Origin of the sequence: Phenylobacterium sp. (assembly GCF_020402505.1) — a bacterium.
Lineage (GTDB): Bacteria > Pseudomonadota > Alphaproteobacteria > Caulobacterales > Caulobacteraceae > Phenylobacterium.
This window is the reverse complement of sequence record NZ_JADBZL010000086.1, coordinates 29,896-51,107: the sequence shown is the minus strand read 5'-3', so window position 1 is coordinate 51,107 and position 21,212 is coordinate 29,896. Positions and strand designations below refer to the sequence as shown.

Annotated in this window: 24 protein-coding genes; 14 read left to right on the top strand and 10 right to left on the bottom strand. The window is 70.1% G+C overall.

Features of this window, described 5'->3' with window-relative positions; genetic code table 11:
• Window positions 1-89: 89 nt before the first annotated feature.
• From ruvC to tilS, 11 genes are all read left to right on the top strand, one after another.
• Window positions 90-590, top strand: coding sequence for a crossover junction endodeoxyribonuclease RuvC (gene ruvC, locus IM632_RS06815; RefSeq protein ID WP_296497895.1), 501 nt, complete (start codon window positions 90-92; stop codon window positions 588-590).
• Entirely contained in the window at window positions 587-1,204 is a 618-nt protein-coding gene (gene ruvA / locus IM632_RS06810; protein ID WP_296497893.1) for a Holliday junction branch migration protein RuvA, read from the top strand. The genes ruvC and ruvA overlap by 4 nt, the downstream gene beginning before the upstream one ends.
• Window positions 1,201-2,247 (top strand): Holliday junction branch migration DNA helicase RuvB, encoded by a 1,047-nt coding sequence (gene ruvB, locus IM632_RS06805; protein WP_296480013.1) that lies wholly within the window; start codon window positions 1,201-1,203, stop codon window positions 2,245-2,247. Before ruvA ends, ruvB begins: the two co-directional genes overlap by 4 nt.
• Window positions 2,237-2,689 carry a tol-pal system-associated acyl-CoA thioesterase gene (ybgC, locus tag IM632_RS06800; RefSeq protein WP_296531775.1) on the top strand — a complete coding sequence of 151 codons (453 nt, stop codon included), beginning with the start codon at window positions 2,237-2,239 and terminating at the stop codon, window positions 2,687-2,689. The genes ruvB and ybgC overlap by 11 nt, the downstream gene beginning before the upstream one ends.
• 84 nt (window positions 2,690-2,773) lie before the next feature.
• On the top strand, window positions 2,774-3,475 hold the full coding sequence (tolQ, locus tag IM632_RS06795) for a protein TolQ (protein WP_296480015.1): 702 nt from the start codon (window positions 2,774-2,776) through the stop codon (window positions 3,473-3,475).
• A gap of 3 nt (window positions 3,476-3,478) precedes the next feature.
• Window positions 3,479-3,997, top strand: a complete 519-nt coding sequence (locus IM632_RS06790; protein ID WP_296480016.1) for an ExbD/TolR family protein — start codon at window positions 3,479-3,481, stop codon at window positions 3,995-3,997.
• On the top strand, window positions 3,994-4,779 hold the full coding sequence (locus IM632_RS06785) for an energy transducer TonB (RefSeq protein WP_296480017.1): 786 nt from the start codon (window positions 3,994-3,996) through the stop codon (window positions 4,777-4,779). The genes IM632_RS06790 and IM632_RS06785 overlap by 4 nt, the downstream gene beginning before the upstream one ends.
• Window positions 4,776-6,065 carry a Tol-Pal system beta propeller repeat protein TolB gene (gene tolB, locus IM632_RS06780; RefSeq protein ID WP_296480018.1) on the top strand — a complete coding sequence of 430 codons (1,290 nt, stop codon included), beginning with the start codon at window positions 4,776-4,778 and terminating at the stop codon, window positions 6,063-6,065. Before IM632_RS06785 ends, tolB begins: the two co-directional genes overlap by 4 nt.
• 18 nt (window positions 6,066-6,083) lie before the next feature.
• Window positions 6,084-6,647, top strand: coding sequence for a peptidoglycan-associated lipoprotein Pal (gene pal, locus IM632_RS06775; protein WP_296480019.1), 564 nt, complete (start codon window positions 6,084-6,086; stop codon window positions 6,645-6,647).
• A 4-nt stretch (window positions 6,648-6,651) separates the two neighbouring features.
• On the top strand, window positions 6,652-7,488 hold the full coding sequence (locus IM632_RS06770; RefSeq protein ID WP_296552148.1) for a hypothetical protein: 837 nt from the start codon (window positions 6,652-6,654) through the stop codon (window positions 7,486-7,488).
• Window positions 7,476-8,774, top strand: a complete 1,299-nt coding sequence (tilS, locus tag IM632_RS06765) for a tRNA lysidine(34) synthetase TilS (protein ID WP_296480021.1) — start codon at window positions 7,476-7,478, stop codon at window positions 8,772-8,774. The genes IM632_RS06770 and tilS overlap by 13 nt, the downstream gene beginning before the upstream one ends.
• Here the strand turns inward: tilS and IM632_RS06760 are convergent.
• The 8 genes from IM632_RS06760 to IM632_RS06725 all read right to left on the bottom strand — a co-directional run bounded on the left by IM632_RS06760 (window position 8,752) and on the right by IM632_RS06725 (window position 15,060).
• Complete coding sequence (locus tag IM632_RS06760; protein WP_296480022.1) at window positions 8,752-9,636, bottom strand: alpha/beta fold hydrolase; 885 nt, start codon at window positions 9,634-9,636, stop codon at window positions 8,752-8,754. The genes tilS and IM632_RS06760 overlap by 23 nt on opposite strands.
• 28 nt (window positions 9,637-9,664) lie before the next feature.
• Entirely contained in the window at window positions 9,665-10,165 is a 501-nt protein-coding gene (locus IM632_RS06755; protein WP_293517833.1) for a hypothetical protein, read from the bottom strand.
• 84 nt (window positions 10,166-10,249) lie between these two features.
• Entirely contained in the window at window positions 10,250-11,665 is a 1,416-nt protein-coding gene (locus IM632_RS06750; RefSeq protein WP_296480023.1) for an NAD(P)(+) transhydrogenase (Re/Si-specific) subunit beta, read from the bottom strand.
• Window positions 11,662-11,997, bottom strand: a complete 336-nt coding sequence (locus tag IM632_RS06745) for an NAD(P) transhydrogenase subunit alpha (RefSeq protein ID WP_293514182.1) — start codon at window positions 11,995-11,997, stop codon at window positions 11,662-11,664. Before IM632_RS06745 ends, IM632_RS06750 begins: the two co-directional genes overlap by 4 nt.
• 11 nt (window positions 11,998-12,008) lie before the next feature.
• On the bottom strand, window positions 12,009-13,145 hold the full coding sequence (locus IM632_RS06740) for a Re/Si-specific NAD(P)(+) transhydrogenase subunit alpha (protein ID WP_296480024.1): 1,137 nt from the start codon (window positions 13,143-13,145) through the stop codon (window positions 12,009-12,011).
• Window positions 13,146-13,202: 57 nt separating this feature from the next.
• A complete protein-coding gene (locus IM632_RS06735; protein WP_293517829.1) occupies window positions 13,203-13,433 on the bottom strand; it encodes an aa3-type cytochrome c oxidase subunit IV in 231 nt (76 codons plus the stop codon).
• Between the two features lie 79 nt (window positions 13,434-13,512).
• Window positions 13,513-14,586 (bottom strand): alpha/beta hydrolase, encoded by a 1,074-nt coding sequence (locus IM632_RS06730; protein ID WP_296480025.1) that lies wholly within the window; start codon window positions 14,584-14,586, stop codon window positions 13,513-13,515.
• A gap of 3 nt (window positions 14,587-14,589) precedes the next feature.
• Window positions 14,590-15,060 carry a PaaI family thioesterase gene (locus IM632_RS06725; RefSeq protein ID WP_293519316.1) on the bottom strand — a complete coding sequence of 157 codons (471 nt, stop codon included), beginning with the start codon at window positions 15,058-15,060 and terminating at the stop codon, window positions 14,590-14,592.
• A 112-nt stretch (window positions 15,061-15,172) separates the two neighbouring features.
• Here IM632_RS06725 and IM632_RS06720 point away from each other — a divergent pair, with 112 nt between their 5' ends.
• Window positions 15,173-16,615 (top strand): amidohydrolase, encoded by a 1,443-nt coding sequence (locus tag IM632_RS06720; protein ID WP_296480026.1) that lies wholly within the window; start codon window positions 15,173-15,175, stop codon window positions 16,613-16,615.
• Window positions 16,615-18,003 carry an amidohydrolase family protein gene (locus IM632_RS06715; RefSeq protein ID WP_296480027.1) on the top strand — a complete coding sequence of 463 codons (1,389 nt, stop codon included), beginning with the start codon at window positions 16,615-16,617 and terminating at the stop codon, window positions 18,001-18,003. The genes IM632_RS06720 and IM632_RS06715 overlap by 1 nt, the downstream gene beginning before the upstream one ends.
• A gap of 12 nt (window positions 18,004-18,015) precedes the next feature.
• On the opposite strand, the gene IM632_RS06710 is transcribed toward IM632_RS06715, so the two are convergent.
• Window positions 18,016-19,809 carry a M3 family oligoendopeptidase gene (locus IM632_RS06710; RefSeq protein WP_296552147.1) on the bottom strand — a complete coding sequence of 598 codons (1,794 nt, stop codon included), beginning with the start codon at window positions 19,807-19,809 and terminating at the stop codon, window positions 18,016-18,018.
• A gap of 147 nt (window positions 19,810-19,956) precedes the next feature.
• Here IM632_RS06710 and IM632_RS06705 point away from each other — a divergent pair, with 147 nt between their 5' ends.
• Window positions 19,957-20,361 (top strand): DUF6491 family protein, encoded by a 405-nt coding sequence (locus IM632_RS06705; RefSeq protein ID WP_296480029.1) that lies wholly within the window; start codon window positions 19,957-19,959, stop codon window positions 20,359-20,361.
• A 9-nt stretch (window positions 20,362-20,370) separates the two neighbouring features.
• Here IM632_RS06705 and IM632_RS06700 read toward each other — a convergent pair whose 3' ends face one another.
• A complete protein-coding gene (locus IM632_RS06700) occupies window positions 20,371-21,063 on the bottom strand; it encodes an amino acid racemase (protein WP_296552146.1) in 693 nt (230 codons plus the stop codon).
• Window positions 21,064-21,212: the final 149 nt, after the last annotated feature.

Genomic DNA, 21,212 nt, shown 5'->3' with positions numbered 1-21,212 from the left:
TTCCGCCTTGATCGCCCGGTGCGCCACCCCCTTCCCGCCAGCGCCGAACCGGCCTAGGAACACATCACGAACAACCGCCGGGAACGCCCATGAGCCTTGCTCCCCTCCGAATCCTCGGCCTTGACCCCGGCTTGCGAAAGACGGGCTGGGGCATGATCCGGGTCGAGGGCAACCGGCTCTCCCACCTCGGGCACGGGGTGATCGCGCCGGACGAGAAGGCGCCCTTTTCCGAGCGGCTCCTCGCCCTGTTCGACGGGATCAGCGCCGTCGTCGCCGACTGGACGCCCGATGAGGCGGCCATCGAGGAGACCTTCATGAACACCAACGCCGCCTCGGCCCTCAAGCTCGGCCACGCCCGGGCGGCGGCCCTGCTGGCGCCGGCCAAGGCCGGCCTGCCGGTGGCGGAGTACGCCGCGCGCCTCGTCAAGAAGTCGGTGGTCGGCACGGGCGCGGCCGACAAGGACCAGGTGGCCTTCATGATCGCCCGCATCCTGCCCGGCTCGGCCGGCGCCTCGGCCGACGCCGCCGACGCCCTGGCCGTGGCCGTGGCCCACGCCCACGCCCGCACCCGGGGGCGGTTGGCGGCATGATCGGGCGACTGGCGGGCAGGGTTCTGGAGACCACCGAGGAAGAGGCCCTGATCGACCTGGGCGGGGTCGGCTGGGTCGTCCGCTGCGGCGCCCGCACCCTCTCGCGCCTGCCCGCCGCGGGCGAGGCGGTCGTCCTGCGGGTCGAGACCCAGTGGTCGGAAAGCGCCGGCCCCCGTCTCTACGGCTTTCTCGACGCTGACGAGCGCGCCGCCTTCATCCTGCTCCAGTCCGTGCAGGGGGTCGGGCCCAAGGCGGCCCTGGCCGTGCTGGACGTCCTGACCCCCGCCGCCCTCGCCGAGGCGGTGGCCCGGGACGACAAGGCCCAGGTGGGGCGGGCCAGCGGCGTGGGTCCCAAGCTGGCCCAGCGCATCCTGGTGGAACTCAAGGGCAAGCCCATCGGCGCCGCCAGCTTCAGCGCTTCCGGCGTCGCCGCCGCCCCGGCGCCCGGTCCCGCCCCGGTCTCCGCCGCCGGCGAGGCCGTCGCGGCCCTGATGGGCCTGGGTGTCGCGGAGATGCAGGCCCGCCGCCTGGTGGAGCAGGCCGCCGCCGCCCTCGGCCCCGACGCCGCCGTCTCCGACCTTGTCCGGGCCGGCCTGAAGGAGATGGGCCGGTGACCCGCCTCGTCTCCGGCGAACCCGGGCCGCCCGAGCCCGGCGACCGCGCCCTGCGGCCCCAGACCCTGTCGGAATTCGTCGGCCAGGCGGCGGCCAAGTCGAACCTCTCCATCTTCATCGACGCCGCCCGGGGGCGGGGCGAGGCCATGGACCATGTCCTGCTGTTCGGCCCGCCGGGCCTGGGCAAGACCACCCTGGCGCAGATCATCGCCCGGGAGCTGGGGGTGAACTTCCGCGCCACCTCCGGGCCGGTGCTAGCCAAGGCCGGGGACCTGGCGGCCATACTGACCAACCTGGAGCCCCGGGACGTCCTCTTCATCGACGAGATCCATCGCCTGGCCGCGCCGGTGGAGGAGATCCTCTACCCGGCCATGGAGGACCACGTCCTCGACCTGATGATCGGCGAGGGGCCCGCGGCCCGCTCGATCCGCATCGACCTCGCCCCCTTCACCCTGGTGGCGGCCACCACCCGGGCCGGCATGCTGGCCACCCCCCTGCGGGACCGCTTCGGCATCCCGATCCGGCTGGAGTTCTATTCCGTGGAAGAGCTGCGGAAGGTGCTGGCCCACGCGGCGGGGCGGCTGGGCCTGAACCTCACCGAGGACGGGGCCGGAGAGATCGCCGCCCGCGCCCGGGGCACGCCCCGCGTCGCCGGTCGCCTCCTGCGCCGGGTGCGCGACTTCGCCGAGGCCGAGGGCGCCGCCGCCATCGACAGGCCCGCCGCCGCCCGGGCCCTGGCCCGGCTGGAGGTGGACCCCGCCGGCCTGGACAGCCTGGACCGCCGCTACCTCCAGGCCCTGATCTCCAACTATGCCGGCGGGCCGGCGGGGCTGGAGACCCTGGCCTACGCCATCGCCGAGGCCCGCGACGCGGTCGAGGACGTCATCGAGCCCTACCTGCTCCAGCAGGGCTTCATCCAGCGCACGCCCCGGGGCCGGGTGGCCTGCGCCCGGGCCTATGAGCACCTGGGCCTGACGCCGCCGCCCGCCCCGCCTGTGGCCGGGCAGGGCGGTCTCTTCGAGGGAGACGAGGATGCCGGCTGACGAGAGGGACGCCCCGTCCAGCGGCCGGTTCGAGGGCCGCGAGCACATCCTGCCCGTGCGCATCTACTACGAGGACACCGACCTCACCGGCGTCGTCTATCACGCCAACTACCTGCGCTTTTTCGAGCGGGGGCGCAGCGACGCCCTGCGGGTGGCGGGCGTGTCCCACTCCGATCTCCTGGTGGGTGAGCGGCCGTCGGCCTTCACCATTGTTCGCATGGAGATCGACTTCCGCCGCCCGGCGCGAATCGACGACGCCCTGGAGGTGCGAACCCTCTATGAGCGGATCCGCGGGCCGAGCCTGTTCATCCGCCAGCGCATCCTGCGGGGTGCGGAACTGTTGTGCGAAGCGCAGGTGGAGGCCGCCTGCATCGACCTGTCCGGGCGGCCAGCGCGCCCTTCACAGCTTCTGTTAACCAAACTGGCGCCCCTGTTCGAGTAACAAAGGCCCCAACTTCGCCATGCTCGCGGGTCAAGGTGCCCGAACTGCGCGTATGGCCTGCCAGGACACGAACCCGGAGAGACCATGGAGCCCGCCGCCATCACGCCGGAGACCTTTTCCTTCGTCGCCCTCTTCGCGCGGGCCGACTGGGTGGGAAAGGCGGTGATGATCTTCCTGGGCCTGGCCTCGCTGGCCTCCTGGGGCGTCATCATCGACAAGGCGGTCCGGCTACGGGGCCTGAACCGGGCGGCCGACGCCTTCGAGGCGGAGGCCGCCTCGGGCCGGAGCCTGGAGGATATTGCGCTCGAGGCCGGCGATAATCCCCCCCACGCCCTGCACCGCATGCTTCAGGCGGCGCTCTTCGAGTGGCGCGAGGCCCGCGCGCGGGGGCCTGTGTCCGAAGGCCAGGCCGCCTTCCTGGTCCAACGGATCGACCGGGTTTTGGACGCAGCCATCGCAAGGGAGTCCCTGCGGGTGGAGGCGGGCCTATCCTCCCTGGCCATCGTGGCCACGGCCTCACCCTTCGTCGGCCTGTTCGGCACGGTCTGGGGGATCATGCACAGCTTCCAGGCGATCGCCCTGCAGAAGAACACCAACCTCGCCGTGGTCGCTCCCAGCATCGCCGAGGCGCTGTTCGCGACGGCTCTGGGCCTGATCGCCGCCATTCCGGCCTACATCGCCTTCAACCACTTCTCGACGGCGGTCAGCCGCTACGCCGCCCGGCTGGAGGGCTTCGCGGACGATCTGTCGACCGCCGTCCAGCGCCGGCTTGCGTCCAGGGTCTGAGACATGGCCCTGTCCGCACATGACGCCTTCTCCGGGGCCGGCGGCGGCGGACGCCGGCGGCGCTATGGCCGCAGCCGCCGCTCGGCCCTTTCGGAGATCAACGTGACGCCCCTGGTGGACGTCATGCTGGTCCTCCTGATCATCTTCATGATCTCGGCTCCCCTGCTGACCGCCGGCGTCCCCCTGGAACTGCCCAGGACAGAGGCCGGAGCTATCCAGGAGACCGAGGGGCCCCTGGCCATCTCCATCCAGGCCGATGGCGCCGTCTTTGTCCAGGACCGGCAGACGCCCTTCGAGGCCCTCGGGCCGGCCCTCGCCGCCGCCGCAGACAACCCCGAACGCGCGGTCTTCGTGCGGGCTGACGGACGCGCCGCCTATGCCGACGTAGCTCGGGTCATGGCCGCCCTTTCGGTGCGGGGCTTCACCCGCGTCAACCTGATCACCGATACAGGCGGTCCCGCCGCCGGGCCGGCGCCGGAACCCGCCCTTCTTCCCGCCCCCGAAGGGGTCTCGCCACCGTGACTCTGACGTCGCGGATCAGCCCGGCCTTCCTGGCGTCCGGCCTCCTGCACCTGGCCGTCCTGGCCGCCCTGGTCCTGGTCCGGGCGCCTGCAGGAGACCCGGCCGGCGAAGGACCGCCGGTCGCCGTGCGACTTGTCACGTCCGGTGACTTCGCGGCGGCGCAGGCGGCTCCGGTTCCGGCGGCGGACGCCGCCCCGGCGGCGCCTTCGATGCCGGTCCCAGCCGAACCGGAGCCTGCGCCCGTTCCGCCCCCGCCTCCTGCGCCGACGCCGACGCCGCCCAAGCCTAAGCCTGTCCAGAAGAGCCCCCCAACAGTGGCCCCTCGATCTGTGGCGACGCCTGCAGCGGCCCCGGCCCGCCCGCCTCCACCCGCCAAGCGAGTCTCCGGCGGTCTCGACCTGGACGCTCTGGCGAGCCAGGTGGCCCGGCTGGGCGGATCGCGCCCGGGGCCCGCCGTCCCGACCGGGGGCGCCGCGACCGGGCCCAGCGCCGCGGCCCTGGCCGGACTTCAGGATCAGCTCCAGAGGCGCTGGACCCCGAACTGCGAGGTGGAAGGCGGTCGGGACGTGCGGGTGCGGGTCAGCTTCGGGCTCTCGCCCGGAGGCGAGTTGGCTGGTCCCGTCGAAGCCGGAGGCCTTGAGCGGTCCGACAACGCCGTGGTCCGGGCGGCCGCCGAGCGGGCCATCCGGGCCGTGTTCCAGGCGGCCCCCTTTCCCGCGCTCGCGAGCCCCGCCGGCCAGCGAATCGCCGTCAACTTCAACGCCCGGGAGGCCTGTTCATGAGGATGTCCGCTGCAGCCCTGTTTTTCGCCTGCCTGGTCTTTGCAGGCTTCTCGGGCGCACCGGCGCCAGCCCGAGCGGAGATCGAGGTGGACGTCAACAGGGGCGATATCCGGCCCCTTCCCCTCTCCATCCCCGATTTCACAGGCGACCGCGGCGGCGACATCGCCCGGGTCATCTCTGACAATCTCGGACGCTCGGGCCTGTTCGCCCCGATCGACTCCGGCGGCCGGAAGGCGGAGGTGTCGACCGAGCCGGACTTCGAGGTCTGGAAGTCCCTGGGGGCTCAGGCCCTGGTCAACGGGCAGGTCAACCTGGTGGATGGACGCCTGCAAGTGGACTTCCGCCTGTGGGACACCTTCGCCGGCCAGCAGCTTCTGGGCCTTCAGTTCACCTCCACCCCCGAGAACTGGCGTCGCGTCGCCCACAAGATCTCCGACGCGGTTTATGAGCGCCTGACGGGCGAGAAGGGCTATTTCGACAGCCGGGTGGTTTTCGTTTCGGAGACCGGCGGGCGGCTGAATCGCACCCTCCGGCTGGCGGTGATGGACCAGGACGGCGCCAATCCCAGCTATTTGACAGATGGCTCGGAGATCGCGCTTTCGCCGCGGTTCTCGGCTTCAAGCCAGGAAATCACCTACATGTCCCTGCGGCCGAGCGGCTCGACGGTCTACCTGCTCAACCTGGAAACCGGACGGCGCGAGAGTCTGGGCCAGTTCCAGGGCATGGTTTTCGCCCCCCGCTTCTCGCCCGACGGCGCCCAGGTCGCCTTCGCCGTGGAGCGAAATGGAAACTCGGACATATGGGTGATGAACCTGATCAACCGTCAGAGCCGGCGGCTGACCTCGGATCCGGCCATCGACACCTCTCCCGCCTTCTCACCGGATGGAAGCAAGGTGGTCTTCAACTCCGACAGGGGGGGGTCCCCGCAGCTCTATGTGATGGACGCTTCAGGCGGTGGAGCCCGGCGGATCTCCTTCGGAGAGGGGCGCTACACCTCCCCTGTGTGGAGCCCGAATGGGGAACACATCGCCTTTACACGCCAGAGTGGCGGCCAGTTTCACATCGGCGTCATGCGGCCGGACGGGTCGGACGAGCGCACCCTGACCTCAAGCTATATGGACGAGGGTCCGACCTGGGCGCCAAACAGCCGGGTCCTTCTGTTCAGCCGCCAGGCGGCCGGAGGTGAGCCGCGGCTCTGGACCGTTGATGTCACAGGCCGCATTCTGAAGCCGGCTCCCTATTCCAGCGGGGCCTCGGACCCGGCCTGGTCGCCCTTGATCAACTGACGACATGAGGACTCCCGAATGACCCGTAACTCCACCCTCCGGTGGCTCTCCCTCCTCTCCGCCGCCGCCATCCTGGGGGCCTGCCAGACGACGCCGAAGCCGGCGACCGAAGCCCCGAAGACACCTGAGGCCGCCACCCCGGCGGACTCCGCGACCGGATCCGGTGCAGTCCAGCCCGTCCGCCGCCCGGCGCCGGTCTCCGGAACCCCCCTTCCGGGGACGGTCCAGGATTTTGTGATCAACGTCTCCGACCGGGTCTTCTTCGATGTCGACCAGTACGATGTCCGCGAAGACGCCGCCGTCATCCTCGAGCGCCAGGCCGCCTGGCTGAAGCGCTATCCCGCCGTTCAGGTCCGGATCGAGGGCAATGCCGACGAGCGCGGCACCCGGGAGTACAACATCGCCCTCGGCTCACGCCGGGCCAGCGCGGTGCGGGACTACCTCGTGGGTCTCGGGGTGTCGCCATCCCGCATCTCCACGGTTTCCTTCGGCAAGGAGCGCCCCATCGATCCCGGCGCTGATGACGAGGCCTTCCGCCGCAACCGTAACGCGCACACCGCCATCGTCAGCGGGGCCCGATAGGTTCATGAAGGTACGGCCAGTCCGGTTGTTTCGGTCCCGCCTGGCGGCCCTGGTCCTGGGCCTCGCCCTTGCGGGACCAGGAGGCGCCCTGGCCGCCCCGGCGCCGCAGGAGGATCCAAAGGAGGTCCGGCTCCGGGAGCTCTCCGACCGGATCGCCGACCTGGAGCGCGCCCTGCAGGGGCTCAACGCCCAGCTGGAGACTACGGCCCGCGCCGCCGACTTGGCGCGGGGCGACGTGGGCCGACTCCAGGAGAGGGTCCGGACCCTTGAGGGCGCCCGAGCCGCCGCCACGGGGACGACCGCCGCCCCGGCCACGCCGGCGCCGACCCCCACGAGCGCCGTCGTCCCGGGGGCGGCCGTCCCGCCAAGTCCAGTCCCCGCGGCTGCAGCCGCTGCGCCGGCCGCCGCTAGCCCTCCGGCGACGTCTCCCGCCGCCGTATCCGCTCCAGTGACGACGGCCGAAGACGGACTGACACGGGGCCGCAAGCAGCTTCAGGGCGGGGATGCGGCGGGCGCCGAGGCCACCCTCACAACCTGGCTGGCCGCCTCGCCGGGCGATCCCCGGGCAGCGGAAGGAACCTACCTTCGGGGCCGCGCCCGGGCCCTGCAGTCGGCCTGGCCGGATGCAGCGGCGGACTACATCGCCGCCCTCAAGGGATGGCCGGCGACCTGGTGGGGACCGGACGCGGTCGTCGAACTGGCCCGCAGCCTGGCGCGCCTGGGGAAGACGGCGGAGTCCTGCCAGGCCCTGGCTGAGCTTGGTGCGCGCTATCCCAATGCCTCCGAGGGCGCCCGCAAGCGCGCCGCGGCGGTCGGCCTCCAGGCCCGGTGCGGAGCCTGAGCCTGCCGATCGAGGCTGAGGTGAAGGCGCGGCTGGACGCCCGCCTGGACGCTGGCGCCCGGTCGCCCCTCGCCGTCGCCCTGTCAGGCGGCGGGGACTCCCTGGCCCTGACCCTGATGGCGGCGCAATGGGCCCGGCAACATTCGCGAGCCCTGCTGATCCTGACCGTCGACCACGGACTCAACCCGGACAGCCGCGCCTGGACCCAGGCCTGCGCCAGGGCCGCGGACCGGATCGGCGCCCGCTTCCGGGGTCTAACCTGGACCGACCCCAGGCCCTCCGGCGGCCTGCCGGCAGCGGCGCGGGCGGCCCGGCATAGACTGCTCGCGCAGGCCGCCCGGGAGGCCGGGGCCCGGATCATTCTGCTGGGTCACACCCTCGATGACATCGCCGAGGCCGGGGTCATGCGGGCCGCCGGGTCCACCACCCCTTCCCCGCGGGAGTGGGCGCCGTCGCCCGCCTGGCCGGAAGGGCTGGACGTCTTCCTGCTGCGTCCCCTGCTGGGGATTCGCCGGGAGGCCCTGCGGGAGTGGCTCCGCGCCCGGGGCGAAACCTGGATCGAGGATCCGGCCAACACCAATCTCCGGTTCGCCCGCAGCCGGGCGCGGGCCGCCCTGGCGCAGCCTGGTGGCGCCGACCCGGAGGCCTGCGCCCCGGGGACCGACCCGCCTCCTTTGGCGGATCTGGCCCTGCAGGTCGTGGCCCGTCCCTTCGGCCTACAGATCGCCCGTCAGGCCCTGCGGGAAGCGGATCCAGCGGCCGCTCGGCGGTTCGTGGCCGCCGCCTGCCTCTCAGCGGCCGGAGGCGTGCGCCCGCCCCGGGGCGGGGCGCTGGACAGGCTGGTCGAGCGCCTGGCCGGACCGGAGGCGGTTCGCGCCACCCTGGCCGGCGCCCTCGTCCTTTCAGATGCCGGCGACGTGACCTTCGGCCGGACGGCGGGGGAGATGCGGCGACAAGGCGTCGAGGACCTCTGGTTGCCGGCGGGTGGGGACGGGATCTTCGACGGACGTTTCCGGATCGAGACGACCTCCCCTGCCCGGATCAGGCCCCTGGAAGGCAGACTTTCAAGGCTGTCGACGGCGGACAGGGCCGCGCTGTCGTCAGTCCCGCCGGCCCTGCGCGGCGGCCTGCCGGGGGTCGAGACTGGGAGGCTGTTTCACCTGGCCGGGACGCCGGATTCCGGCGTCGAGGTCCGTCCCCTGGCGCGGAGTCGGCTGCTCGCCGCCTGCGGCGTGGCGACGGACGAAGCGACCGCGGCGGCACTCAGCCTTGAGAGCTCAGGCTGACCTCGAGGACATGCGTAATCCCCCGGACAACCCTGGAGGCGTAACGGGGCCCCAGCAGGCTGGCATGTCGAGCGCCCTCGACCCGGTCCACATGACCCGCCCGGGAGGCCAGGGCGGGCGCATTCTGGATCGCCTGGAGATCCCCGGGGAGGGGTACGGCCCCGGCGGTCACCACAGCGACAGGCAGGTCCGGATCAAAGGGACCTTCGATGCGTCCCTGAGCGGCGGTCTCAAGCCACTGCTGCACCTCCCGGGCGGAGGCCCGGGCGTGGGAGCCCGAGGCGTAGATCCGGCGCTTCTCGCGGGAGATCTCCGGCGGCAGGCCGATCCGGTCGCCAGCCACCAGTGACCAGGTCTGCATGACGCCGAGGTCGGCGACCCTGTCGAGAAGGAACATGGCGCGACGAAAACCGTCGATCATCCGGGCGGCGGCGGGATGGTCCACGGCCTCGGGTGTGACGGCGTCCACGAGGACCAGCCCGACCAGCCGGTCCCGAACCCGTGGCGCGAGGACTCTCAGGAAGAGTCCGGCCATGGAGTGGCCGGCGAGGACCAACGGCGCAGGGTCCTCCAGGCGCCCCAGCATCGCCTCGAGGTCATCGGCGATGGCGCGTCCATCCCGGGGATCAGGGCCCGGATCGGACAGGCCCAGGCCGGCCCGGTCGTAGGCCAGACTGCGGATGCCGAGGCCCGCAAGCGCCTCCTGGACCCTGTGCCAGTCAGCGGCGCAACCGAAGGCCCCGCACTCCATCACGACAAGGGGGCCGCCTTCCGACGGCCCGGCCCGGACCACTCGCAGGCGGCGGCCGCCTATGTCCACCCACTCGCCCCGGGAGGGACCCGACATGGCGCCCACAGTCATGACAGGGTCCTCGTCGCCCTTCGGCGGGCTACTTCCAGGTGTAGGTGACCGGCGAACTGGCGGGCCCGAAAGCGATTTCTACCGAGGTCACGGCCTTGGCGCCCGGCGGCGGCTGGAACACAGCACGGGTGGCCTCGGGGCGCACGGACATGGGCGGGGCCCCATCGAAGGAGACCTTTACTTCCCGGACCGCCTCTTCGGGCGCCTTCAGAATGTCGGGCCTGGCCGATTCGCCGGGCGACTCGTTGCTGATCTGGAAGAACCGCTTGGTCTGGCTCTTGCCAGCGAACCAGACGATCTTGACGCCATCTCCCGTCACCCACCAGCTGGGGGTCAGGGCCACCTGGGCCGTATAGGTCTTCTCCCCCGACCCCACCAGGACCCGTGCGGACCGGGCCTCCAGAACACCGTTGGAGTTGGCTTCGAGGGGAATCGAGAAGACCGCCGGGGCGGCGGGTTCCTGCGGTCCGGAACAGGCTGAAATCAGGAGAACCGAAGCGAGCAACAGCCCGCTGATAGAAATGCGCATGGCTTGCCTCCCTGGTTATTCGGGAGAGCATGTACCCGCCGGGCCTGTCCGGCAAGTCGCAGATCAGGTCTGGAGTCCAGGAGATCAAAGGGACTTGAGGATACCCTCAACCATCTTCTTGGCGTCGCCAAAGAGCATCATGGTGTTGTCGCGGAAGAACAGCTCGTTCTCCACACCGGCATAGCCCGAGCTCATCCCGCGCTTCACGAAGAGGACCGTGCGGGCCTTCTCCACGTCGAGGATGGGCATGCCGTAGATGGCGCTGGACGGGTCGGTCTTGGCGGCGGGGTTCGTCACGTCATTGGCCCCGATGACAAAGGCCACGTCGGCGGTGGGGAACTCTGCGTTGATGTCCTCGAGCTCGAACACCTCGTCATAGGGCACGTTGGCCTCCGCCAGCAGGACGTTCATGTGCCCGGGCATGCGGCCGGCGACGGGATGGATGGCGTACTTCACGTCGACGCCCTCCTCCTTCAGCTTGTCGGCCATCTCGCGAAGGGCGTGCTGGGCCTGGCTGACGGCCATGCCGTAACCGGGGACGATGATCACCTTGGAGGCGTTCTTCATGATGAAGGCCGCATCGTCCGCCGAACCCTGCTTGACGGGCCGGGTCTCGATGCGCCCACCGGCCGCCGTGGCGCTGTCGTCCGCGCCGAAGCCGCCGAGGATGACCGAGACGAAGCTGCGGTTCATCGCCTTGCACATGATGTAGGACAGGATGGCGCCGGACGAGCCGACGAGGGCGCCGGTGATGATCAGGGTGACGTTCTCGAGGGTGAAACCCAGGGCCGCAGCCGCCCAGCCGGAATAGCTGTTCAGCATCGACACCACGACGGGCATGTCCGCGCCGCCGATGGGGATGATGAGGGTGATCCCGAGGATCAGGGCCAGAGCAAAGATGGCCCAGAAGGCCCAGAGGGCCGAGCCGCCGCTGACGACCAGGACGCCGATCAGGCCCACCAGGGCCAGGCCGATCACGATGTTCAGGAGGTGACGGGCGGGCAGGAGAATGGGCGCGCCCGACATGTTGCCGTTCAGCTTGGCGAAGGCGATGACTGATCCTGTGAAGGTCACCGCGCCGATGGCGAGGCCCAAGGACAGCTCCACCAGGGAGATCGCGTGGATGGCGCCGGGAGCGCCGATCCCGTAGGCCCCTGGGGTGTAGATGGCGGCCACCGCCACGAGGCAGGCGGCCATGCCGACCAGGCTGTGAAAGGCCGCCACGAGCTGGGGCATGGAGGTCATGGCCACCCGGCGCGCGATCACGGCGCCGATCACGCCCCCGACGCCGACGCCCGCGAGGATCAGTCCTACGGTGAGGCCGTCGAGCTTACCCTGGCTGAACAGGGTGACGAGGGTCACGCCCACCGCCAGAGCCATGCCGATCATGCCATTGCGGTTGCCCGCCTGGCTGGTCACCGGGCTGGAGAGCCCGCGCAGGGCGAGGATGAAGAGGACCCCGGAGGCGAGATAGAGGATGGCGGCGAGGTTGGCGCTCACTTCGCGCCCTCCTTCCTGGCCGGTTCCTTCTTCTTGTACATGGCCAGCATCCGCTGGGTGACCAGGAAGCCGCCGAAGATGTTGACGGCGGCGAGGGCCGCCGCAAGGGCGCCCGCCCCCTTGGAAATCATCACGGCGCCGGCGCCGGCGCCCGGCGCCGCCTGGGCCGCAGCCGCCAGGAGGGCGCCGACGATGATCACGGACGAGACGGCGTTGGTCACCGCCATCAGGGGCGTGTGCAGGGCCGGGGTGACGCTCCAGACAACATAGTAGCCGACAAAGATGGCCAGGACGAAGATGGCCAGCCGGAAGACTGTGGGATCAACGTCCATGGGCGTCTCCGTCAGGACCCGGCGAGAGCCGGGTGCACGATCTTTCCGCCGCTGACGACCAGGGCGGCCTTGAGAATCTCGTCCTCGCGGTCGGGCGCAAGGGCGCCCTCCTTGTCGAGGAGCAGGCCCGAGAAGGCCAGGAGGTTACGGGCGTAGAGAGCGGAGGCGTCCGCGGCGATGCGGCCGGGAAGGTTGGCCAGGCCCAGGATCTTCACCCCGTTGGCGGTCTCCACGGTCTCGCCGACCTTTGCGCCCTCGACATTGCCGCCCTGCTCCACCGCCAGGTCGACGATGACCGAGCCGGCCTTCATGGCGGCGACCTGGGCGGCCGTCACCAGCCGCGGCGCAGGTCGGCCGGGGATCAGGGCCGTGGTGATCACGATGTCCTGCTTGCCGATGTGGCCCGAGATGAGCTCGGCCTGCTTGGCCTGGTACTCCGCGCTCATCTCCTTGGCGTAGCCGCCGGCGGTCTGGGCGTTGCGGAACTCCTCGTCCTCGACGGCGATGAACTTGGCGCCGAGGGACTCCACCTGCTCCTTGGTGGCCGGCCGCACGTCGGTGGCGGTGACCACCGCGCCCAGGCGGCGGGCCGTGGCGATGGCCTGGAGCCCAGCGACGCCGACCCCCATCACGAAGACCTTGGCCGCAGCGATGGTGCCGGCGGCGGTCATCATCATCGGCAGGGCGCGGCCGTATGCGGCTGAGGCTTCAATGACGGCCCGATAGCCCGCCAGGTTGGCCTGGGAGGACAAGACGTCCATCACCTGGGCCCGCGTGATGCGGGGAATGAACTCCAGGGCGTAGGCCTCGGCCCCGCGGGCGGCGAGGGCCTCAAGGCCTGCACGGTCCTGGTGGGGGTTCAGAGAGGCGGCCACAATGGCGCCCGCCTTGAGGGCGCCCAGGGCCTCGGCGGAAGGACCGCGGATCCCGAACAGGATATCGGCGCCGGACACCGCCTCGGCGGCGGAGGCGCAGATCCGCGCCCCTGCAGCCGCGTAGTCGGCATCAAGACAGGACGCCGCAAGACCAGCTCCAGCCTGGACGGAGACCTGGAAGCCCGCGGCGATCAGCTTACGGACGGTCTCCGGCGTCGCGGCGACCCGGGTCTCGCCCGGGTGGGACTCACGGATGACGGCGATCACGGCCATGGTTTGGACCGGCCCTCCCATTGCATGCCCGCCAGGTGGCGGACCGCTCGTCCAAGTCTAGTGGCCCGCGCCGGGCTTGTCGCGGAGGACGAGGATGCCGATCACCGTCACGACCACGGCTGAGATGGCGCCGGGAATGAATCCTGCCGGGGTGCAGAACCAAAGCGTGAAGAGGACAAGCGCGGCGGTGATCGCCAGAGAGCCCCACTTGGTGAGGGCCATGAAGACGGCGTAGGTGGCGGTCTGCTCGCTGATGTCCATCTCGCCGCGGTGATATTCGGAAGCCATTCGGGACTCTCTCGTTCGGACCCAGGGTCGAAGCAGGGGTTACACGCTCGCGCCGCGCCGCTCAAGCCCGGCGCGCAGGTCACCGGGCGGCGGCGTCCCCTGGCCAGACCGCCAGCAGGCCCCGGAGAGCCGAGATCAGGGCCAGGGGCTGATCGATCATGATGTGGTGGGCCGAGTCCGGGATGGCGATCTCCAGGGTGTGGGGCGGCAGGGGAGAAGGCCCGCCCTCCTTCCTGCGGCTGATGATGGCCGAGCGGTCGCCATAGATGTGGACGAGGGGGACGGACACCTTGGGGGGGCCATCCCCCATCATGCCGCTCATCACCGTGCGGTCCAGCTTGGCCCACATGTTGGGATCGAAGCGCCAGCTCCAGCCCTCCTTGCCGTCCGGTGCCTTGACGATCTTCAGCGACCGCCGGGCGATGTAGTCGGCGATGAAGAGGTTGCCGGCGGCCTGGGGCGGCATCAGCCGGAAGCGGGAAAGCGCCTCCTCGAGGGTGGCGTAGACCCGCTGGGCCCGGTCCCCGGTGGGGATGTTCCGGGCCTGCTCAGCCATCCGTTCGGCCATACGCTTGCCCTCGGGCGAGTCCGGGGGCGGGCCGCCGAAGCCGGTATCGACCAGGATGGCGGCGCGCATGCGGTCCGGATGGCTGGCGGCCGCGAAGAAGACCTGGGAGCCGCCAAAGGAATGGCCGATGTAGATCGGCTTGCCGGCGTCATAAAGACCCGCGGCCTGGGCGACGGCCTCGGCGTCGGTGGCGAAGTCCTGGAAGGCGTAGGTTTCGCGCCAGTCGGAGTCGCCCATGCCGGCGAGGGACATGGAGGCCACCCGGAAGTCCTGGGCCAGGAAGGGGGCGATAAAGCTCCACCAGTCGGCATGGGCCGAGTTGCCATGCACCAGCAGCAGGCCGGGCTTGCCCCGCTCGCCCCAGACCAGCATCTCGATCCGGGCGCCGAGGGACGCCACGTGGCTGCGCTCAGGCGCCTGGGCGAGGGCGTTGCGGAACCACTCCGGGGAGTCGGGTTCCCGGCCGCGGAAGGGCGCCAGGGGCGCCTGGACCTCCGGCGGCAGGGCGCCGGGCTCGGTATGGATCGGACGATCGTCGTAGTAGCCGACGGGCGCGCCCTCCTTGATCGCCGGATCGATGGCCATGTCCTACTCCTGCGCCTCCCGGTAGCCCGCCTTGCGGCGGATCGACCGGATCCCCTTGTAGACCCCCGTGCCGGTCATGAGGATGCGGTCTCCAGACCAAACCCTGCCCGCCACCGTGAAGATGTCGCCGTCCTCGGCGATGATTTCGCTGGTTCCCTCGACCCAGTCGCCCATCAGGCCCGGACCGATGAAGTCGGTCACCAGCCGGATGGTGACCCAGCCGACCTCCCGCTGATTGGAGATGACCCGTCCCCAGGCCATGTCTGCGAAGCTCATCAGCATGCCGCCGTGGCAGTTGTTCATGCCGTTGGCGTGGTGCTCCTCGACCCGGAAGGCCATGACCTCGATGTTGGTCTGCGGATCTCTGGACGAGTAGAACGGTCCCACTGTGCGGCCAAAACCCCGCTGCCAGAGGTTGATCACGAACCCCTCGGGCACGACGGCTGTCTGGCCTTCGGTCAGGTCATCGGACATAGCGACCGGCTGACTAAAGGACCACGGGAAAATGGCAAGCGCCTTCCGGCTTGGCGGAGCCGACGGTGCGTGGTTGAAATGAGACTGGAGATTTCCCCAGGGGATGTTGGGCATGCTGAGATCAGGAATACTGGCGGTGGGTCTGGTCGCGCTGAGCCTGACGGCCTGCGCCTCGACGTCGGGCGCCGCCCCCAAGACAGGCAAGAACGCCGCCGCCGCGAAGCCTCTTCCTGCAGGTCTGGACCCGGGCTTGCGGCCGGACCCCTTCCCCTCAACCTACCAGCCGCTGCCAGCCAGTGACTTCGCCATTGTCGGCGCCCAAGCCTACACTGGAACAGGCAAGGCCCTGAACAATGCGACCATCGTGATCCGGTCGGGGCGGATCGCGGCGATTGGCGAAGGCCTGGAGCCGCCGCAGGGCTTTCAGGTGGTGGACGCTCGCGGCAAATGGGTCTCGCCGGGGTTGATCGACTCCCACTCGCACCTCGGGGTGTACGCTTCGCCTGCAGAGGAGGCCCATTCCGACGGGAATGAAATGACCAGCCCCACGACGCCGCAGGTCTGGGCCGAGCATTCCGTCTGGCCGCAGGATCCGGGATTCAACACCGCCCGGATCGGCGGCGTGACCACAGTCCAGGTCCTGCCCGGCTCCGCCAATCTGATCGGAGGTCGCGGCGTCACACTCCGCAATGTGCCGTCCCGGACCGTCCAGGGAATGAAGTTCCCCGGCGCGCCCTATACCCTCAAGATGGCGTGCGGTGAGAATCCAAAGCGCGTCTACGGTTCCAAGGGGCAGGCTCCCTCCACGCGGATGGGCAATGTCGCTGGCTACCGCGCCGCCTGGATCGAGGCGGCGGAATACACCCGCAAATGGGATGACTACCGGGCCCAGGTCGGACGTGGCGAAAAGGTCGACCCTCCGGCTCGCGACCTGGGGCTCGATACCCTATCGGGCGTGCTGCGAGGCGAGATTCTGGTGCAGAACCACTGCTACCGGGCCGACGAGATGGCGATCATGATCGATGTTGCGAAGGAGTTCGGCTACCGCATCGCCAGTTTCCACCACGCCGTCGAGGCTTACAAGATCGCAGACATGCTCGCGGCTAATGGAATCTGCACCGCGACCTGGGCCGGGTGGTGGGGCTTCAAGCTGGAGGCCTATGATTCCGTCGAGGCCAATGTCCCGCTCCTCCAGGCGGCCGGGGCGTGCGCAGTCATTAAGTCGGACGACGCCGATCTCATCCAGAGGCTCAACCAGGAGGCGGCCATGGCCCTGGCCGCCGGCCGCGCCGCCGGCATGCAGATCAGCGAAGCGGAGGCCATGGCCTGGATCACCGCCAATCCGGCCAAGGCCATAGGCATACTGGACCAGACCGGCACTCTCGAAGCCGGGAAGCGGGCGGATATTGTGATCTGGGACCAGAATCCGTTCTCGATCTACGCCCGTACCGAGAAGGTCTTCATCGATGGCGCCCTGACCTGGGATCGCCGGGATCCCCGATACCAGCCCCGGTCGGACTTCGATCTGGGCCAACCGGGAGAGGGAGTTCGCTGATGCGCCGTCGTCTGGTCATTCTGGCCGCTGTCCTGGCCCCTCTCTTTCCGTCACTGCCGACGTCGGCCGCCGCAGCGCCCGCATCAGCGTCGGAAACCCTCGCCATCACCGGAGCCCGGATCCTCACCGCCGGTCCGGCGGGCAGGCTGGAATCGGGAGTCCTCGTGATCCGTGACGGACGGATCGTCTCGGTCGGCCTGGGCGCACCACCAGCTGGCGCCCGTGTCATCGACGCCGCCGGGTCGGTGATCACCCCCGGACTGTTTGCGACGGGCAGCCTCCTGGGCGCCGTCGAAATTGGCGCCCTGGGCGATGACCTCTCGGTCAACAACCCGCAGATCAGCGCCGCCTTTGATATCCGGGAGGGCCTGGATCCGGCTTCGACCCTCATTCCCATCGCCCGGACGGGCGGCTTGACCAGCGCCGTTGTTCTGCCCCAGCCGGCGGGCGGCGGATTCGGCGCCCACGAGCATGACGGCGAAGTTTCGGGCGGGCGGCTGACGGCAGGCGGCGGCCACGAGCTCCGGCCCAACACTCTGTTCGCCGGCCAGGGCGCGGTGATCCGCCTGAACGGCGCAGGAGATATGGTGGTCCGCGGCGGGGTCGGCGTGGTCGTCGCCTTCGGCAAGGCGGGCGCCCAGGCGGCCGGGGGCGCGCGCGGCGCCCAGATCGCGGCCCTCAAGGCGGTCCTGTCCGATGTCCGGGCCTTCGCCGCAAACCGCAGCGCCTGGGAGACCGGAAGCTACCGGGAACTGGGCCTGTCCAAGGCCGACCTCCAGGCCCTTGTTCCCCTGGTCCAGGGTCGCACGCCCCTGATCGCCCGTGTGCACAGAGCTGCAGACATCCGCTCTGTCCTCAAACTCGCCCGGGAGGAGAAACTGAGACTGATTCTCGAGGGCGCCGAGGAAGGCTGGATGGTGGCCGCAGAGATCGCCCGCGCCGGCGTTCCGGTCATTCTCAACCCCATCACCAACCGACCCGACAGCTTCGAGATTCTGGGCGCCACTCTCGAGAACGCTGCGCGTCTGAACGCCGCCGGCGTCACCCTGGCCTTCACCGCACCCGAGGGCGCCGCCCACCGCGCTCGGGAAACCCGATACGGCGCCGGGACCGCCGTGGCCTGGGGCCTGCCCTGGGACGCGGCGCTGGCGGCGGTGACCATCAATCCGGCGCGGATGTTCGGCGTCAGTGATCGCACGGGCAGCCTGGAGGCCGGCAAGGACGCCGACTTCGTCATCTGGTCCGGCGACCCCTTCGAGCCGCTCTCCACCCCAAAGGCGGTCTACATCCGCGGCGAGGCCCAGGACCTGACCACCCGCCAGACCGAACTGAGGGATCGCTACAAGGACCTCGGCGGCCCCCTGCCTCCGGCCTACCGGCGCCGGTAGACGAGGGGTCTTTCAGCCGACCAGGGCCTCGAAGGCGTCGACACGGCGCTCCAGCTGGCGCACGCCTGAAGCCCAGAAGGCGGTCTCGCGAGGGTCCAGGCCGAAGCGGGCCAGGGCCTCCACGCAGGTCCGCGCGCCGCCAGAGGCGAGCAGGTCCTCGTACAGGGGCGCGAAGCCCTTCGGGTCCTCTCGCCGCTTCTCCACCAGGGCCCGGACCAGAAGATCGCCGAAGGCGTAGGCGTAGACGTAGAACGGCGCGTGCACAAAGTGGCTGATATAGGCCCAGTAGTGCTCGTAGCCGGCGTTCAGTCGGACCGCCGGGCCGAGACTTTCGCCCATCACCTCCAGCCAGAGCCCGCCGATGGCCTCGGCAGACAGCTCGCCGTCCCGTCGGGTGGCGTGAAACCGGGTTTCAAAACGATGGAAGGCCATCTGCCGGACAACGGTGTTGAGTCCGTCCTCGATCTGGCCGGCCAGAAGGCCCAGCTTCTCCTTCGGCCCGGCCTCGGCCAGCAGCCGTTCGAAGACGAGGCTCTCGCCGAAGATGGAGGCCGTTTCCGCCAGGGTCAGAGGCGTCGCCGCCAGCAGGGTTCCGAGGGGCGCGCAGAGGCGCTGGTGGACGGCGTGGCCCAGTTCGTGCGCGAGGGTCAGAACATCCCGGCGCTCGCCCATATAGTTCATGAAGACGTAGGGGTGGTGGGGGGCGATAACCGAATGAGAATAGGCGCCGGACTGCTTGCCCGGGCGAGGGCGCGCGTCGATCCAGGGCTGCTCGAACAGGTCCCGTGCGCTGTCGGCAAACTTCGGGGCCAGGTCGCGGAAACTGGCCTCGACGATCTCCCGGGCCTCGGCCCAGGACCAGAGCCGGGGTGCGCCGGTCTCCAGGGGGGCGTTACGGTCCCAATGATCCAGAGCGGTCCGGCCCATCACCTTCGCCTTCAACCGGTAGTACCGGTGGCTGACGCGCTCGTAACCTGCCGAAACGGCCGTCTCCAGGGCGTGGACAGCCTCGGGATCCACCTCGTTGTCCAGGTGCCGAGGCGCCGCAGGGTCCGGATATCGCCGCCAGCGGTCCTCCACCTGCTTCTCAAAGGCGAGCGTATTCAGCACCAGAGCGAGGGTGGGCGCCGCCTCGCCCAGAGCCGTGGACAGGCCCCCCGCCACCTGCCGCCGTCGGGCTGGGTTGGGATCAGACAAGGCGTTGAGGGCTTCCGGAAGGGTGAGACGGGCGGCGCCGGCGCGCACCTTGAGGCGGGCCAGGGTCTCATCGTGCAGGCGGGTCCAGTTGGCGACAGCCGGGCTCCGGTCCACCAGCATGCGCTCCAGGTCCGGGGCCAGTTCGTGCGGCCGGAAGGCACGGACCCGGCGCAGCCAGGGCCGCCAGCGCGCAGCGGCGGGATGGGCGGCCAGGGCGGCCTCGAGCTCGGCGTCCTCAAGTTCGTTGATCTCGAGGGTGAAGAACAAGCTCTCGGCGCCAATGGCGGCCGACCGGGTGCGGACATCGGCCTCGAAGCGGGTCCAGTCGGGGTCGCTCCGGGCGGTGGAGGCGGCGAGGCCGGCGTAGGAGCCCACCCGCCTGAGGGCGTTGGTCGCGTCTTCATAGAGCCGAACTCCCCGATCCAGAAGGTCGCCTAGCTCTGCGGCGTCAGCCCGGGCGGAAACGAGCCGGCCCTTCAGTTCCAGCAGAGCGGAATTGGCGGCGACAGCGGCGTCGAAGTCGGCGTCGAGGCGTGGATCCTCCCGGCCGGCGTAGAGGTCGTCCAGTCGCCAGACTGGAAGGCTTTCGGGGGGCACATGGACGGTCATGGTGTTTCATTACCCTGCACAGCCGGGGCGCCGCCAGCCTTGACCTTCGTCGAGCTCGCCACGCCGTCTCTTGACGAGGTGAGGGGCGCCGGGTGATTTTGTCAGGGGCTGGGGATGGCCGATCACGCCACAGGAGTGTGACCTGAAATGATTATCCGAGCCGCCGCCATTTCCGCGGTCCTTCTCGCCGCATCAAGCCTCGCCGCCCAGGCCACGCCCCCCAGCAAGGCGGAGTCGCCGCGTCCCGCCAATCCCCCCTGCTTCCGGCTCAGCGACCTGGGCGGGCACAGGATCGCCAGCCCTGACACCCTCTATTACTCGGTGCGCCGTAAGGAGGTGTACAAGTTCACCTTCAGTGGGTCGTGCCTGGCGGGGGTGACCAACTCCGACCCGCTTATCCTGGAGCCCCTCGGCGCCTCCAGCCAGGTCTGCAAGCCCCTGGACCTCAACCTTGGGGTTGGCGGGCCGATAACGCGCCGGTGCATCATCAAGTCGATCGAGCGGCTAACCCCCGAACAGGCCGCCGCCCTGCCCAAGAAGCTGAAGCCCTGAGACCGGGCCTCAGCGGCCCTGGGGCAAGGGCTCAAGCCCGAGGCAGACCGAGACGCATCGGCGGGCCAGCTCCTCGCCGGCATCGATGAGGGGCGCGCGAACGTCGCCCGGGTCGAGGACCCGTGAAACCTCCGCGCAGCCGGCGATCACCGCTTCGGCGCCTTCGCGGACCAAAACGTCGGCCAGCTGGCGCATCCCCTCGCGTACGGCGGCGCCCACGTCGCCTGTCTTGATCCGTCCGACAAGGTCCATGAACCGCGCCTGGTCGTCCCTGGGCAGGGTTACAAGCCCCATGCCCTGAGCGGCGATGTACTCATGGTAGAGGCGCACGGCGTCCCTGGCGCCCAGAACGCCGGCGCGCCGCGCGCCCGTATCGCGGGCGGCCCGGGACGCGGTCTCGATCATGTCGACCAGGGGCAGTCCCGACGCGCGGCTTATCAGGTCGGCGTGAACGTGGGCCGTATCGCAGGCGATGGCCAGGACCTGGGCCCCGGCGCCCTGCAGCCCGCCCGCCATTTCGGCCAGGACCGGCCCTGGTCGGGCGAAGGGATCATTGCGGTCCGGAACCTGGGGATTGATATCGACAATCACCCGGATGTGGTCCTCATCCCGCTCGACGGGGGTCAGGGCCTGCAGCTTGCCCAGAAAATCGAGAGTGGCGGCGGGCCCCATGCCGCCAAGGACCCCGAGTACGCGGCTCATTCGAGATGCTCCTCCAGGTGGGATGCATGGCTTGCCGGACCCTGGAACCCGGCGGCGTTCGGATAGGCGAGGCGGGTCCGGGAAAAGCGTGCCAGGCGCATGCAGATCTCCTCGCCCCGCCCCTTACACCGGCCGGGCCCGTTTCGCAC

Coding starts and splice junctions, on each gene's coding strand:
- ruvC (WP_296497895.1), top strand. CDS start 90: ATGAGCCTTGCTCCCCTCCGAATCCTCGGCCTTGACCCCGGCTTGCGA.
- ruvA (WP_296497893.1), top strand. CDS start 587: ATGATCGGGCGACTGGCGGGCAGGGTTCTGGAGACCACCGAGGAAGAG.
- ybgC (WP_296531775.1), top strand. CDS start 2,237: ATGCCGGCTGACGAGAGGGACGCCCCGTCCAGCGGCCGGTTCGAGGGC.
- tolQ (WP_296480015.1), top strand. CDS start 2,774: ATGGAGCCCGCCGCCATCACGCCGGAGACCTTTTCCTTCGTCGCCCTC.
- IM632_RS06790 (WP_296480016.1), top strand. CDS start 3,479: ATGGCCCTGTCCGCACATGACGCCTTCTCCGGGGCCGGCGGCGGCGGA.
- tolB (WP_296480018.1), top strand. CDS start 4,776: ATGAGGATGTCCGCTGCAGCCCTGTTTTTCGCCTGCCTGGTCTTTGCA.
- pal (WP_296480019.1), top strand. CDS start 6,084: ATGACCCGTAACTCCACCCTCCGGTGGCTCTCCCTCCTCTCCGCCGCC.
- IM632_RS06770 (WP_296552148.1), top strand. CDS start 6,652: ATGAAGGTACGGCCAGTCCGGTTGTTTCGGTCCCGCCTGGCGGCCCTG.
- IM632_RS06760 (WP_296480022.1), bottom strand. CDS start 9,636: ATGACTGTGGGCGCCATGTCGGGTCCCTCCCGGGGCGAGTGGGTGGAC.
- IM632_RS06755 (WP_293517833.1), bottom strand. CDS start 10,165: ATGCGCATTTCTATCAGCGGGCTGTTGCTCGCTTCGGTTCTCCTGATT.
- IM632_RS06745 (WP_293514182.1), bottom strand. CDS start 11,997: ATGGACGTTGATCCCACAGTCTTCCGGCTGGCCATCTTCGTCCTGGCC.
- IM632_RS06740 (WP_296480024.1), bottom strand. CDS start 13,145: ATGGCCGTGATCGCCGTCATCCGTGAGTCCCACCCGGGCGAGACCCGG.
- IM632_RS06735 (WP_293517829.1), bottom strand. CDS start 13,433: ATGGCTTCCGAATATCACCGCGGCGAGATGGACATCAGCGAGCAGACC.
- IM632_RS06730 (WP_296480025.1), bottom strand. CDS start 14,586: ATGGCCATCGATCCGGCGATCAAGGAGGGCGCGCCCGTCGGCTACTAC.
- IM632_RS06725 (WP_293519316.1), bottom strand. CDS start 15,060: ATGTCCGATGACCTGACCGAAGGCCAGACAGCCGTCGTGCCCGAGGGG.
- IM632_RS06720 (WP_296480026.1), top strand. CDS start 15,173: ATGCTGAGATCAGGAATACTGGCGGTGGGTCTGGTCGCGCTGAGCCTG.
- IM632_RS06715 (WP_296480027.1), top strand. CDS start 16,615: ATGCGCCGTCGTCTGGTCATTCTGGCCGCTGTCCTGGCCCCTCTCTTT.
- IM632_RS06710 (WP_296552147.1), bottom strand. CDS start 19,809: ATGACCGTCCATGTGCCCCCCGAAAGCCTTCCAGTCTGGCGACTGGAC.
- IM632_RS06705 (WP_296480029.1), top strand. CDS start 19,957: ATGATTATCCGAGCCGCCGCCATTTCCGCGGTCCTTCTCGCCGCATCA.
- IM632_RS06700 (WP_296552146.1), bottom strand. CDS start 21,063: ATGAGCCGCGTACTCGGGGTCCTTGGCGGCATGGGGCCCGCCGCCACT.